Source organism: Alteromonas sp. S167 (assembly GCF_036864375.1).
Taxonomy (GTDB): domain Bacteria; phylum Pseudomonadota; class Gammaproteobacteria; order Enterobacterales; family Alteromonadaceae; genus Alteromonas.
Window position 1 is genome coordinate 268,615 of sequence record NZ_JAZETR010000001.1, and the last position, 13,817, is coordinate 282,431.

12 protein-coding genes are annotated in these 13,817 nt (G+C 44.6%); 11 read left to right on the forward strand and 1 reads right to left on the reverse strand.

Features of this window, described 5'->3' with window-relative positions:
• The first annotated feature begins 29 nt into the window (after nucleotides 1-29).
• The 9 genes from V7R35_RS01080 (at nucleotide 30) to flgL (ending at nucleotide 10,063) form a co-directional block, all read left to right on the forward strand.
• Nucleotides 30-716, forward strand: coding sequence for a flagellar hook assembly protein FlgD (locus V7R35_RS01080; RefSeq protein WP_334012732.1), 687 nt, complete (start codon nucleotides 30-32; stop codon nucleotides 714-716).
• 14 nt (nucleotides 717-730) lie between these two features.
• A complete protein-coding gene (gene flgE / locus V7R35_RS01085; protein ID WP_334012733.1) occupies nucleotides 731-2,116 on the forward strand; it encodes a flagellar hook protein FlgE in 1,386 nt (461 codons plus the stop codon).
• Nucleotides 2,117-2,372: 256 nt separating this feature from the next.
• The gene (gene flgF, locus V7R35_RS01090; RefSeq protein WP_334012735.1) at nucleotides 2,373-3,116 is read left to right on the forward strand and encodes a flagellar basal-body rod protein FlgF; all 744 of its coding nucleotides are present in this window, start codon (nucleotides 2,373-2,375) and stop codon (nucleotides 3,114-3,116) included.
• 45 nt (nucleotides 3,117-3,161) lie between these two features.
• Nucleotides 3,162-3,950: a flagellar basal-body rod protein FlgG gene (flgG, locus tag V7R35_RS01095; protein ID WP_334012737.1), complete on the forward strand. Its 789-nt coding sequence runs from the start codon at nucleotides 3,162-3,164 to the stop codon at nucleotides 3,948-3,950.
• Between the two features lie 12 nt (nucleotides 3,951-3,962).
• On the forward strand, nucleotides 3,963-4,643 hold the full coding sequence (gene flgH / locus V7R35_RS01100) for a flagellar basal body L-ring protein FlgH (RefSeq protein WP_334012738.1): 681 nt from the start codon (nucleotides 3,963-3,965) through the stop codon (nucleotides 4,641-4,643).
• A gap of 17 nt (nucleotides 4,644-4,660) precedes the next feature.
• A complete protein-coding gene (locus V7R35_RS01105; RefSeq protein WP_334012740.1) occupies nucleotides 4,661-5,779 on the forward strand; it encodes a flagellar basal body P-ring protein FlgI in 1,119 nt (372 codons plus the stop codon).
• Entirely contained in the window at nucleotides 5,779-6,729 is a 951-nt protein-coding gene (gene flgJ, locus V7R35_RS01110) for a flagellar assembly peptidoglycan hydrolase FlgJ (protein ID WP_334012742.1), read from the forward strand. Before V7R35_RS01105 ends, flgJ begins: the two co-directional genes overlap by 1 nt.
• Before the next feature lie 15 nt (nucleotides 6,730-6,744).
• Nucleotides 6,745-8,832, forward strand: a complete 2,088-nt coding sequence (gene flgK, locus V7R35_RS01115; protein WP_334012744.1) for a flagellar hook-associated protein FlgK — start codon at nucleotides 6,745-6,747, stop codon at nucleotides 8,830-8,832.
• Nucleotides 8,833-8,839: 7 nt separating this feature from the next.
• Nucleotides 8,840-10,063, forward strand: coding sequence for a flagellar hook-associated protein FlgL (gene flgL, locus V7R35_RS01120; RefSeq protein ID WP_334012746.1), 1,224 nt, complete (start codon nucleotides 8,840-8,842; stop codon nucleotides 10,061-10,063).
• Here flgL and V7R35_RS01125 read toward each other — a convergent pair.
• On the reverse strand, nucleotides 10,060-11,061 hold the full coding sequence (locus tag V7R35_RS01125) for a hypothetical protein (protein WP_334012748.1): 1,002 nt from the start codon (nucleotides 11,059-11,061) through the stop codon (nucleotides 10,060-10,062). The two genes, flgL and V7R35_RS01125, sit on opposite strands and share 4 nt — an antisense overlap.
• Before the next feature lie 236 nt (nucleotides 11,062-11,297).
• Here V7R35_RS01125 and V7R35_RS01130 point away from each other — a divergent pair, with 236 nt between their 5' ends.
• Together V7R35_RS01130 and V7R35_RS01135 are read left to right on the forward strand one after the other, a co-directional pair.
• Nucleotides 11,298-12,143, forward strand: coding sequence for a flagellin N-terminal helical domain-containing protein (locus V7R35_RS01130; protein WP_334012750.1), 846 nt, complete (start codon nucleotides 11,298-11,300; stop codon nucleotides 12,141-12,143).
• Between the two features lie 651 nt (nucleotides 12,144-12,794).
• Nucleotides 12,795-13,640 carry a flagellin N-terminal helical domain-containing protein gene (locus V7R35_RS01135; protein WP_334012752.1) on the forward strand — a complete coding sequence of 282 codons (846 nt, stop codon included), beginning with the start codon at nucleotides 12,795-12,797 and terminating at the stop codon, nucleotides 13,638-13,640.
• Nucleotides 13,641-13,817 lie beyond the last annotated feature (177 nt).

Consider the following 13,817-nt stretch of genomic DNA (forward strand, 5'->3'; position numbering starts at 1 on the left):
TGCCGCTTGGTTAATGTGAGGAAATATCAGTGAACACGATAAATAACACCGGTTTAAACAACGACCTTTACTGGCAAGAAGAAACCGTAAAAGTTGCAGATGGCACCGAGCAGCAACTTACGCAGGAAGATTTCTTTGCGATGCTGACCGAGCAGCTTGCCAACCAGGATCCGACTAAGCCGGTAGATAACGACCAGATGGTTGCCCAGATGACCTCATTTACCATGGCAGACGGTATCTCTAACTTGAACGAAAAGTTTGAGGCATTTGCGACGTCGATGACGTCTAACCAAGCACTGCAGGCGTCTAGTCTTATTGGGCAAAACGTTTTGGTTCAGGGCAATGTGGGTTATCAAGCTGCTGAAGGCGACGGTATTTCGGGTGTTATTGTTAACGACAAGACAGTACAGAACATGACAATCACCATCGAGAACCAGTTTGGTGAGGTGATTAAGACCATTGATGCAGGCACGCAGGCGGCCGGTAATATTGAGTTTGAATGGGATGGCAAAGACAAATTCGGCAATGCCATGCCGCCAGGTGAATATGTAGTAAATGCTAACGCGGAGCTTAATGGTGAAGGGGTGCAGTTAAACACCGCCATTAATCGCCACGTTGGAAGTGTAAGTTTGGCTGGAAGCAGCCAAGGCGTAATTTTGAATTTGGATGGTGATGTCAGTATCAATCTTGATGACGTCATTCAAATCGGCAGTTAGTAGGAGAATCAATAATGTCTTTTAATATTGCACTGAGTGGCGTTTCAGCCGCACAAAAAGATTTGGATGTAACCGCCAACAACATCGCAAACGTAAATACGGTTGGCTTTAAGGAATCACGCGCAGAATTCGGTGATGTATATGCTGCATCATTGTTATCTGGTGGTAAAACTAAAGTAGGTGATGGTGTTCTAACACAGGAAGTTGCACAGCAATTTTCTCAAGGTAGCCTACAGTTTACCAACACAGCGCTTGACTTAGCGATTACAGGCAATGGTTTCTTTACTACAATACCCGAAATTACGTCCCGAGACTTTTCTTTTACACGTGCAGGCCAGTTTAAACTGGATAGTGATAACTTTGTTGTTAACAGCAACGGTGACAACCTAATGGGGTTTCCTGTGAACAGTGATGGTACAAGTTCTTCGGTAGCACTGAGCACAACAGTACCAGTGCGTATTCCCGACTCATCCGGTTCCCCGCAGCAGACATCTGAAGTTGATATTAGAATGAACCTCCCTGCAGGTGACGTAGCATTAGATCCTGCCGATTTCAACCCTGAAGATCCGCTTACTTACAATGCGGCAACCTCTGTTACCGTGTATGACTCACTTGGCGATAGCCATGTAATGACATACTACTTCATAAAAGATGGGACACCGGGTGTTAATAATGAATGGTTTGTTGCAACTGCTGTCGATGACACATTAGTAGATATGACCGATTCAAATGGTTTAGACACAGACCCTGCGACAGCTGTAAACGCGGTAGGTGCTAACACAGGTAATGCGGTTACTGCGTCTAAGCTTATTTTCTCTCAAGGTGGTGATTTCATTAACATGGAAACACCTGACGGCCTGCCAACCCTTGATTTTAAAATGCAGACAGAGGCGCTAGGGGCCACTATTCTGGCTAACGGTTCAGATCCAACGCAGCAAATTAGCATCGATTTTAACCTTGATGTTAATGGCGCAACGCCAAACGAACCAACACAGTTTGCTTCTGCATTTGAAGTAACATCACTTGAGCAAGATGGTTTGCCGGTAGGTCGTTTAACGGGGATCGACATTGGCCCAGATGGATTAGTTCGAGCTACATTCTCTAACGGTACATCAGAACCTATTGTGCGTGTTGCACTGGTGCGTTTCTCTAACGAACAAGGCTTAACACAGGAAAGTAGTACGCAGTGGAAAGAGAGTATTCTTTCTGGTGAAGCGTTAGCTGGTGAAGCTACCACAGGTACTTTCGGTGAGATTAACTCATCTGCGTTAGAGCAGGCGAACGTTAACTTAACGACTGAGCTAATCGACATGATCATTGCTCAGCGTAACTTCCAGGCTAACTCGCGAGCGCTCGAGGTTAACAACTCGTTGAATCAGACTATCCTTAACATTCGATAGTAATAGCATTCGATAACACGACTACTTAATAATAGTTTCATCCCACGGTAGTAAGCGGCATTCCCATTCCGCTTACTATCGTTTTTTGTTGTTTAGACACTGCAATAACGTTCCTTTTCTGTAAGTTGTAACTTCTATTTATCTAACATAATCAATTGTATAGGTGATTTTTTCTTTCGGTTGTTCTAAAAAAGCACACGTTGGCACTGCCCTTGCAAAATCCCTAGTAAGGTTTAATTAGAGTCAAAAGTCAGTCATGGACAAACTTCTCTATATTGCAGCAAGCGGTGCTTCTCAAGATTTATTGGGTACAGGTGTACGTGCCAATAACTTAGCGAATGCGCAAACAACAGGCTTTCGAGCTCAGCTTGAGCAGGCTAGGTCAATGCCCGCCTACGGTGAAGGCTTACCTACACGTGTTTTCTCTATGACTGAAAGCCCGTCAAACAACTATGAATCTGGCCCAATGATTAAGACCGACCGAGATCTGGATGTTGCTATTCAAGGTGACGGTTGGTTTGCCGTTCAAGATGAAAACGGCCAAGAGGCTTACTCGCGAGACGGTAATTTCAAACTTGGTGATGACGGTATTTTGACAGATGTCCACGGACGCATGGTGCTAGGCGACAATGGACCCATCTTTTTACCCGTTCCGCTGGACAATTTAACCATCGCATCAGATGGCACTTTATCTATGCGTCAGCTTGGCGCGCCTGCCAATGTGATTGAAGACGTTGGCCGCTTAAAACTTGTAAGTCCAAATTATGCAGACATGGAAAGAGGCTATGACGGCTTGTTTCGTATGGAAGACGGATCAGTGGCGCCAGCGAACGCCAACGTAAAAGTGATGTCGGGCATGTTAGAAGGCTCGAACGTTAATGCGGTTGAAGAAATGGTAGACATGATTAGTTTACAGCGTCATTACGAGCTACAAGTCAAAGTCATGAAGCAGGCCGAAGAACTCGACACACGCGGCAACATGCTGCTTAGGATCTTATAAATTTATTTTTTATTCGTTGCTGTTATTGCAACGTTGGAGGTTAACATGCATCCAGCTCTGTGGATTAGTAAAACTGGTTTAGATGCTGCACAAACTGATGTCTCTGTGGTATCGAACAATCTTGCCAACGCTTCAACGGTGGGCTTTAAAAAAGACCGCGCTGTTTTTGAAGATTTGCTTTATCAGAACATCAACCAGCCTGGTGGGCGTTCATCTGCTGATACTGAGCTACCCTCTGGCCTTATGTTAGGTTCAGGTTCAAAAGTAGTATCAACTCAGAAAGCACACACGCAAGGCAACCTTTTAACTACTGAAAACGCGCTAGATTTGTCAATTCAAGGTCGCGGCTATTTTGAAATTCTACAGCCAGATGGCACCTTGGCTTACAGCCGAAACGGTCAATTTAGCATGAACGACCAAGGCCAAATTGTAACATCGGGTGCGGGTTATCTATTACAGCCTCAGGTTACAATTCCACCTGACGCGCAGCAAATCACTATCTCTCAAGATGGTCAAATAAGCGTAAGCATTCGTGGGCAAGCTGAGCCTCAGCTTCTTGGGCAGCTAAACGTTACCGACTTCGTTAACCCAACGGGCCTTCAGCCGGTAGGTCAAAACCTGTACGTTGAAACGGCATCAAGTGGCGCACCTATCCAAGGCATTCCTGGCCTGCAAGGCTTGGGTATGATTTCACAAGGAACGCTTGAGACGTCTAACGTAAACGTAACCGAAGAGTTGGTAAACCTAATCGAAAGCCAGCGACTGTATGAGATGAACTCGAAAGTTATTTCATCGGTGGATCAGATGCTTGGTCAGGTTATTCAGCAGCTGTAGGAGTGCTTTAATATGCGTATTGCAATTAGCCTTATTACTTGCGCACTGTTGTCAGCCTGTCAAAGCACGCCAGATACCAGAGTTCAAGCGAACGACCCGTTTTACGCACCTGTGGTGCCTGATTACCCAAGAGAGTCGGTAGTAGAAAATGGTTCTCTTTTTAAGCCACATCTTGCTAATAGTCTTTATTCAGACGTAACAGCAAGGCAAGTAGGCGACATTATAACGGTAGTTTTAAGCGAAAATACTGCTGCAACAAAGTCGGCTAATACTGCAACGTCACGAGATACTAACGCCGATTTGCAACCTATCACAGGGCTTGGGGGCGATGCGATAAACATTGGTAGTCAGTCAATTCAGCTAGGTTTAAGTGCTTCAAATGACTTTACTGGCGATGCAGCGGCGAACCAGACTAACAGTTTACAGGGCTCGATTTCGGTAACGGTTGTAGATGTTCTACCGAATAAAAATCTAGTGGTTCGTGGCGAGAAGTGGATGACGCTAAATCACGGCGATGAGTACATTCGCCTGACAGGTATTGTTAGACCGTTAGACATTAACCCAGACAATCAGATTGAGTCGACACGCATTGCTAATGCACGCATTCAATACAGTGGAACAGGCACATTTGCCCAAGCACAAGAGAAAGGCTGGTTAACTAAATTTTTCTCATCTTCGTGGTGGCCTCTTTAAAGAGGGAGTGAGTAACTATGCGTTTTGTAACTTTCACAATTTTTTGCCTTACCGCGTTGGTTTTAAGTATTTCTGACGCAGCGGCTCAACGAATTAAAGACGTGGCTTCAATTCAAGGCGTCCGCTCGAACCAACTTATTGGTTATGGTTTGGTCGTGGGTTTACCTGGCACAGGCGAACAAAACCCGTTTACCGAGCAAAGCTTTCGTACCATGCTTGCGAACTTTGGTATTCGAATGGACCCCAATACTCGTCCGAATACGCGAAACGTGGCGGCGGTAGCGGTTCATGCTAATTTGCCAGCGTTTAGCAAGCCCGGCCAAACTATTGATGTCACTGTATCATCAGTGGGCGAAGCGAAAAGCTTACAAGGCGGCTCGTTACTACAAACGTTTCTCCGCGGCGTTGACGGTCAAGTGTATGCCATCGCCCAAGGCAGTTTAGTAGTAAGTGGTTTTGGCGCTGAAGGTGGAGACGGTTCGCGTATTGTGGTTAACACACCAACAGTGGGACGCATCCCCAATGGTGCAATGGTAGAACAGTCGATACCAAGCGGCTTTGCAAACGGAGACTCATTAACGCTTAACCTTCACTACCCTGATTTTTCAACGGCAAAATCGCTGGCAGATACCATTAACCAGCGCTTAGGTGCGCAACCTGAAAATGGATATCTTATTGCCAAGCCAATTGATGCTGCTTCTGTACGTGTTACTGCTCCAAGAGACGCAGGACAAAGGGTTGGTTTCTTAGCAGCGCTTGAGAACTTCGAGTTTACGCCAGCAGATGCGCCTGCTCGCGTTGTTATAAACAGTAGAACGGGCACCATTGTAATTGGTAGTGATGTACGACTGCTTCCTGCGGCCATAACTCATGGTGGATTAACCGTTACCATTTCTGAAAATCAGCAGGTTTCACAACCTAACGCCTTTGGCGATGGCCAAACTGCAGTAACCACACAATCTATTGTCGATGTGGACCTAGCAGACAGTCGTATGTTCAAGTTCGAGCCCGGTGTAACGCTAGACCAGCTTGTGCGTGCGGTAAACGAAGTAGGCGCAGCCCCAGGCGATCTTATGGCAATTTTAGAAGCGTTGCGTCAAGCAGGTGCGCTTCGCGGTGAACTGGTGATCATCTAATGGAAGCACTTAGCACAAAAAGCCAGCTTGATATGGCCCGTAATGTTCACGATTTGGGAAGTATCAATAAAATGCGCGAGGCTATCGCTTCGGGTGATGACAAAGTTCTGCAAGAAGCTGCAGAGCAATTTGAAGCTATTTTTGTGCAGATGATGTTGAAGTCAATGCGAAAAGCACAAGATGCACTTGCCGACGAAAACAGCCCTTTCAATTCACAGCAAGTGAAATTTTATCGTGATATGCACGACCAGCAGCTCGCCACTGACCTCACCGCCAATGGCGGCATGGGTTTAGCCGATATTATTGTAAAGCAGCTTGGGCAAACGGAAGATAGCTATACACCTTCTAGCGTAATCAGAAGCGACGGTAATTTATCGTCGTTAAATAGCAATCGAGTAAACGATGTTAATCAAGCGCAAGCGTTTGCGCTCAACTCCCAATCGATCCGCACGAAAAGTGCGACTAAAGATGCCATGTTCGATTCACCCGAACAGTTTGTAGAAACGCTTATGCCGATTGCTGAAAAAGTTGCAGCACAATACGGCATGGATCCAAAAGCGATTGTATCTCAGGCTGCAGTGGAAACAGGATGGGGCAAGTTTGTTATTCACACTGGCGACGGTAAGAGCTCACATAACCTCTTTGGTATTAAAGCCAACAAAGAGTGGAGTGGAGAGCAAGCGGTAGTAGACACTCTTGAATTCAATAACGGCGTTGCACAAAAGCAAAAATCGGCGTTTCGTGCTTATTCTTCGTTAGAAGAAGCGGTACAAGACTATGGTCGTTTCATTAACTCGTCGCCTCGTTACTCTAATGCTGTTGAACAAGCCTCAAATGCAAAGCATTACACAAAAGCGCTTCAGGAAGCGGGCTATGCAACTGATCCTGAATACGCAGATAAGATAATGGCTGTGTACAACAGCGAACGCTTGAATACGCTACTACCTTAGTGATGGAGAATCCCCGTGAGTTCTGTTGATCTTTTTTCTCTTGCCACAAGCGGTGTAAACGCAAGTAGCAAACTTTTAAACACCACCAGTAACAACATTGCCAATGTGAATACTGAAGGTTATGTTCGCCAGCGCACAGAGCTAAGCAACAGCCAGGTATTTGGCGTAGGAATAGGTAACACCGAGCGAATCATTAATGTTTTTGCTCAAAATCAATTGCGTCGCGACATAACGTCGGTTGGCGAGTTAGAGTCATTCTCACAAAAGACATCTGCTATTGATACTCTTTTGGCCAGCGAAGCGAATTCAATATCAAAAGGTTTCAGTGAATACTTTGCCGCCGTACAAACCGCAGCAGACGACCCAACCAATCTCGCATCGCGCGACCAAGTTTTAGGTAAAGCAAACTCGCTTTATCAGCGCATGGCAACACTGTCAGACTATATGGTTGAGAAAGAGGAAGAATTAAATTTAGAGTTCACCTCATTGGTTAATCGCGCCAACACACTTATCGAAAACATTGGCAATTTAAATAGAAGCATAGTTGTTGCCAAGGGAAACAGTACAAGTGATGAACCAAGTGCGTTGCTAAACGAGCGGGACTTAGCCGTAGACGAACTGTCGTCGATTATGGGTATAACGGTTAAAGAAAGTCAGTCTCAAAATGGCGCTATCAATATTAATCTAACGTCTGGTGAGTCTTTGGTTCTGGAAAATGGTTCGTTTAATGTTTTCGAACTAAGTTCAGATGCCGATCTGACATTTAAAGAGCTAGAACTAGCGACTGATTTTGGTTCACAGACAAAAGCAGATACTGCATTGCGTCTTGTTGAAGATGATTTAGGTGGTGCCCTTGGTGGATTATTCCGATACCGAAACGAAGTTTTGGGGCCGGTAATGCGAGATGTTGGTCAATTGGCGGTAGCTTTCGCTGATGCAGTTAATGAGCAAAACAAGCTGGGAATGGACTTAGATGGCCAGTTAGGTGGCAATATATTTGAGATCCCATCGTTTAGAGGCTTAGCTTTCGATGGCACTACGGGCGATTACGTGGTCAGTGCACAACTTACAGAAGGCAAGGGCGCTGAACTAACTGATGCCGATTATAAAATTGAAGTGACTAACGTTGTTGCGGGTGTACCTACTGAAATTGAGGTAACCTTGTTAAATGCCGACGGCATTCCGAAAAAAGATGGCTCGGGCAATGATCTTGTTTTCTCAAACGTACCCGTAACGGGGGGCTTTGCGGAGCTTGAAGGTGGCATTGAAGTTGATTTTGCTGGTACTTCGGCTTATACCGTTGGTAATGAATTTCTGATCCAGCCTACTAAAACCATTGCATCGAGTATAACCCTTGCTACCAATAGGCCTGAGGATTTAGCTTTTGCGAGTCCCATTCGCGCTGGTGCCGATGGTGACAACCTAGGCAGTGCTAACGTTATAAATACTACAGTAACTAATACTACCGTTGGCACAGGCAATGATCGCTCGGCATTTGATGGAGCCGGTGGCATCGATCCGGCTGCACCGGCTGAAATAGTATTTACAGCAGCAAATTCATTCGATGTTATTGATGGTACAGGTGCAACAATTGCCACAGTGACGGGCACAACTAATCTGAATAACTTAATTGAACAAGCAAAAAACAGCGGCACATGGCCCGCTGCTTTCGCAGGTTTGACGGATTATCCTGGTTACGATTTTAGTTTAGACGGTATACCACGTGCAGGCGATAGCTTTAACATTAGCTATAATACAGATGGTTTTAATGACAACAGTAATGCGCTAAATATTGCCGGTTTACAGAACGATAATTTAGTTCAGGTGAGCAGCGAATCTACCAACCCGCCTAGAACCTTTCAGGATGCTTATGCATCTATGGTTGGTCGCGTGGGCGAGAATGCATCGATGGCCAGTGTTTCTCTTGCTTCTGCAGAAGCGATGAAAGTCCAATCTGAAAACTGGTTCGATTCTGTTTCTGGCGTAAGCTTAGATGAAGAAGCAGCTAATTTGATAAAGTATCAGCAGAGTTATGCCGCTGCGGCAAGAATTCTTACAACAGCGCAAGAATTGTTTAATACCATTTTGCAGTCTGCGAGGTAGGTGAAAAATGCGTATATCAACTAACCAGATTTATGATCAAAATATCCGCTCAATTATGGAAAATCAGGGCGAATTGTCCAAAACGCAGCAGCAGTTGGCTACTGGCAAACGCATTCTCACTCCAAGCGACGATCCAGTTGGTGCGGCAAAGGTACTAAGGCTTACCGAAGAAATTGATGAGTTAACGCAGTTTCAAAGAAACAATGATTTAGTTCAAGGTTCACTGGGTCAGCAAGAAGCTGTTTTAACCAATGTGACAGACTCAATTAACCGTGCCAGAACACTTGTTGTACAAGCGGGTAATGGCATTGTTGCTGGTCCTGATAGACGCGCAATTGGCGCTGAACTAGAGCAGATAAAACTTGAAGTGTTGGATTTGATGAATACGCAAGATGCTGATGGCAACTTTTTATATTCAGGTTTCCAATCTGGTAATCAGGCCTTTGAATTTAATCCCGCATCACCGGGCAATGCTATTACTTTTGTAGGTGATCCAGGTGTGAGTTTTGTACAGCTATCTAACAGTTCTAAGGTTCAGGCAACCAGTAATGGTTATGAAGTGTTCGAAAATGTGCTTTCTCGATTTAAGTTTTCTGTAAACGGTGCCACTGGCGCTACGCTAGAAAGTTCTTCCGTTAAACAGCAGGGCGCGTTTGACACTTTTTTTAACCAGAATTATGACCCTGTAACGGCAGCCAACAACGATTATCGCATTGATTTTCTCGCGGGTAATCAGGCTCAGTTAGTCAACCAGGGAACAGGTGCCATTATTGATACGGTAGCGTTCGCATCTGGAGAGCCCTTTACCATTAAGGGAATGGAGTTTGAAGCCGTGGCAGTAGCAGGCGATAGCATAAGCCTGTCGTTAAACGCGCCAGAAAAAAAGAGCATGGCGCAGACACTTCATGAAGTGCAAGAGTTATTGTCTAACCCTCTTACTACCGACCGCCAGCTTCAAGAATCTATCGCCGATGCATTAGTGGGGCTTGATAATGGCTTAGAAAAACTTTCACTGGAACGTGCGTCTATCGGTAGCAGAATAAACATCGCTGAAAGTACCTATGAAAGTAACCTTGATATGGAGATTGCGGCTAAGGCTTCGCGTTCATCTATTCAAGATGTGGACTACGCAGAAGCTTCTACGGAATTTGCCAAACAGGAAACGGCGCTTAATGCTGCGCTGGCTACCTTTCCAAAGGTGTCTAATTTATCGTTGTTCAACTTTATTTAAGGTCTTATTTTTTTGCGTTGAATAAGGCCATAAATATCGTCGAATTTAGTAACGTAAACACGTGCTTGCTGCTCGATATGCGATGAGTAATACGACATGTAGAGCGTGCTGTTGCTTTTGTCTAATACCATACCGGGGTAGCTGGTATCTAAACTACTTGGTAAAATTGCAAGTTCGCTCAGCTTTTTCGTTTCACGATTAAAGTGCCACAGCCTTGTGGTAAATTGCCTTTTGTCCCAATCTATATGTCGTCCTGAAACTAAAAAATGCCCATCATTGAGTATCACTGCCGCTGGACCGCCGATATATATCCCTAAGTCATACCACTGCCACTGTGTATAAGGCGGTTTTGACGTGCCAAATTGCGCACTAAATGTGTCAGCGTCACGTCGCAAGAAAACGTATGCATTGCCTTGATGGTCAAATACAAATGCACTTTCATTAGGATAACCCTTACCTGTTTTTTCAAGCCCAAACACGTTTCGTTTATGCATTAACATGCGGCGCATTGGGTTTCCACTAAATAGTGAAATACTTTCAGACGGGCGATGATACCCAAAACCATACGCTTTACCTTCTATGCAGGCATAGTTCCAAAGCCAGTGTCCAACTACACCTAGTTTGATCTGCGAAGACCATGAAAAGCCATCTGAGGATAAAAAGCTCAGTGCGTTGTAAGATTTTTTATCATCGTTGTGCTTCGTTTTGGCATAGCACGACATAATCAAATTGCCGTTAAAGAAAGTCAGTTTTGGGTCGCGTAAATCAGTGTTAGGCAGTGAAATACGCTCGGTTCGTGTAACTCGAAATGTCTGCTTATCTATCGTGAGAATAACTATTTTTCCATCCCAGCTTACGTGGTTTGTCGCCTCTCTGTAGCAGCAAAATAGTGTATGGCCAGTTTTATCAAAAGGGTTTTCATGTAGGTCGGTAAAAGCAGCATGCATTGCAGGAGCGGATACGCGATGAATATCAATGTCTGAAAAAATGTTGCTCATAATTACTCCGCGTTAGTCCTTAATTTTCTTAACTATTACCTTTATGAACCGGCAATTTCTTTCCGGTCATCGGCAAAAATCGTATTTTTTTCTAAAGGGATTCTAGTTCCCGTCGATAAAGTTTCTGAGAGAGCCAGTTCATCAATTACCCCTCAGGTGTTGATGACTACGAAAACAAAACTGTCGGATTACCCGACTGCCAGCACCAGCTGGACTGAGAGTGTAGGAGAGACTTTATGTCTATGTTCGTCAATACCAATGTATCCTCATTGAATGCCCAGCGTCAGCTTTTTGATGTGAGCACATCTTTGAGTACGTCTTTCGAGCGTTTATCTTCAGGTTTCCGTATTAATAGTGCATCTGACGATGCCGCGGGTCTGCAAATAACCGACCGTATGACTTCACAAGTTCAAGGTTTGAATCAGGCTGTACGTAATGCCAACGATGCGATCTCACTATCGCAAACGGCTGAAGGTGCACTGCAGGAAACCACAACTGCACTACAGCGTATCCGTACGCTAGCTGTGCAATCGCAAAACGGTATCAATAGCTCTGCTGACCGTGTAGCGCTTCAAAAAGAAGTATCTGCGTTACGTACTGAAATTTCAAGAATTTCAACCACTACCCAGTTCGCTGGTGTGAATGTACTTTCAGGCGATTTCTCAGCTAAATTCCTTGTAGGTGCAAACGCAGGACAAACTATCTCTGTTAACTTGTCATCAGCAGCATTAACGCGTGCTGGGGTTAACGGTTTCAGTGCAACAGGCCTAGGTATCACTACCGCTGACGTGCTTACTGGCACTAATGCATCAAGCATGCTTGCTGCTGTAGACAGTGCTATTTCAGCAGTTGGTGGCTTGCGAGCAGACCTGGGTGCGCTTCAAAATCGTTTCCAGTCAACAATTCGTAACTTGAGTAACATATCAGAAAACGTATCTGCTGCACGTTCACAAATCAAAGATACGGATTTTGCGACAGAAACAGCAAACTTGACGCGTAACCAGATTATCCAGCAGGCGAGTACAACAGTGTTGTCGCAGGCGAATCAGCGTCCACAGGCAGCATTGCAGCTATTGGGTTAATAATAGCAGCGAGAATGGAGCCAGGAGGTAGTGCTCTAGCTTGATTCAAAAATAAAAAAGCCGATATACCTATGTATGTCGGCTTTTTTTATGCTTTTTCAAAGCTAAAGTATTGTTTTTATTGTAATTGTTATGGTTTAAGAAAAAAATCAAAAAAAACCTAAAGTAAAAAGTAGAAGTTGACGATAAATATAATACAGGAGAGGTAAAGCGAGTATTTACCCTCTAGCGCTAAAAATAATAATAATAAAAATGCTTTTAAAGCCTGTTTGCTGAATTTAATTGTTTTTTGAATTTGGTGTTTAGTTAGGAAAAACAGTGCTTTAAATAATTAAAATGTTTTTTAAAAACTTCTAAAGTAAAAACGTTTTAATGTCGATATAAAGATAGGTTTGCTGAAGTTGGGTGGAGCTGCTGACAGGCGAGAATGAAGCCAGGAGGTAGTGAGAGGTTGAGGTTCTGGAACAACAATCTCACCGGCCAGCAAAGAGAAGTAACTTCTCTATTTAGCAAGTTTTATCGGTAGTGTGCCGATAAAACGTCAGTATAACACTGACACTCAGGTAAAGCATAGGCTATGCCAATATTCTAAAACATCTGCGCAGACAACAAAAATAATAGCGCTACACTTAAAACTGTTAGGAGAGACCCATGAGTCTATTTGTTAATACTAATGTGTCATCATTAAATGCACAGCGTCAATTATTCACTACTGGTAACAACCTAAGCACTGCTTTCGAACGTCTGTCTTCAGGCTTCAGAATTAACAGCGCTGCAGACGATGCTGCCGGTCTTCAAATTACCGACCGTATGACATCTCAGGTTCAAGGGTTGAACCAAGCTGTTCGTAACGCAAACGATGGTATTTCTCTTGCGCAAACTGCAGAAGGTGCAATGCAAGAAACCACCACAGCGCTTCAGCGTATCCGTACATTAGCTATCCAGTCGCAAAACGGTATCAACAGTTCGGCTGACCGAGTAGCACTGCAAAAAGAAGTGTCTGCGCTACGCACGGAGATTTCAAGAATTTCAACTACGACACAGTTTGCTGGTGTTGATGTACTTACGGGTGATTTCTCGGCGAAATTCCTTGTGGGTGCAAATGCGGGTCAGACGATTTCAGTAAACCTGTCTACAACTGCATTGGCACGAGCTGGTGTAAATGGGTTCAGCGCAACCGGCTTGGGTATTACCTCTGCCGATGTGCTAACAGAGCAAAATGCATCCAGTCTTCTGACTGCAGTTGATTCGGCAATTTCTGCAATAGGTAGTCTACGAGCAGACCTTGGTGCGCTTCAGAACCGCTTCCAGTCTACGATTCGTAACTTGAGCAACATCTCTGAAAATGTGTCTGCGGCAAGATCGCGTATTAAAGATGCAGACTTTGCCACTGAAACGGCAGAATTAAGCCGTAACCAGATTCTGCAGCAGGCGAGTACAACCATTCTTGCTCAGGCGAATCAGCGCCCACAGGCAGCATTGTCTCTACTAGGTTAATTTAGAAAAGTTAATTGGTGATTATTCGGGAAGGAGTTGAGAGGCCATCCCCTGAGAAAAGGAAAGCGGCCATGAGGCCGCCCCTTTAAGAAATCGCCGACTAACAGGACTGAGAGTGTAGAAGTGTTGGTTGAGAGGCCAGTTTATCCTACTTAAACCCTGCCAGCCGACAGAAAC

What these genes read in the sequence shown, in the direction of transcription:
- flgE (WP_334012733.1), top strand. Translation starts at nt 731, where the DNA reads ATGTCTTTTAATATTGCACTGAGTGGCGTTTCAGCCGCACAAAAAGAT.
- flgF (WP_334012735.1), top strand. Translation starts at nt 2,373, where the DNA reads ATGGACAAACTTCTCTATATTGCAGCAAGCGGTGCTTCTCAAGATTTA.
- flgG (WP_334012737.1), top strand. Translation starts at nt 3,162, where the DNA reads ATGCATCCAGCTCTGTGGATTAGTAAAACTGGTTTAGATGCTGCACAA.
- flgH (WP_334012738.1), top strand. Translation starts at nt 3,963, where the DNA reads ATGCGTATTGCAATTAGCCTTATTACTTGCGCACTGTTGTCAGCCTGT.
- V7R35_RS01105 (WP_334012740.1), top strand. Translation starts at nt 4,661, where the DNA reads ATGCGTTTTGTAACTTTCACAATTTTTTGCCTTACCGCGTTGGTTTTA.
- flgJ (WP_334012742.1), top strand. Translation starts at nt 5,779, where the DNA reads ATGGAAGCACTTAGCACAAAAAGCCAGCTTGATATGGCCCGTAATGTT.
- flgL (WP_334012746.1), top strand. Translation starts at nt 8,840, where the DNA reads ATGCGTATATCAACTAACCAGATTTATGATCAAAATATCCGCTCAATT.
- V7R35_RS01125 (WP_334012748.1), bottom strand. Translation starts at nt 11,061, where the DNA reads ATGAGCAACATTTTTTCAGACATTGATATTCATCGCGTATCCGCTCCT.
- V7R35_RS01130 (WP_334012750.1), top strand. Translation starts at nt 11,298, where the DNA reads ATGTCTATGTTCGTCAATACCAATGTATCCTCATTGAATGCCCAGCGT.
- V7R35_RS01135 (WP_334012752.1), top strand. Translation starts at nt 12,795, where the DNA reads ATGAGTCTATTTGTTAATACTAATGTGTCATCATTAAATGCACAGCGT.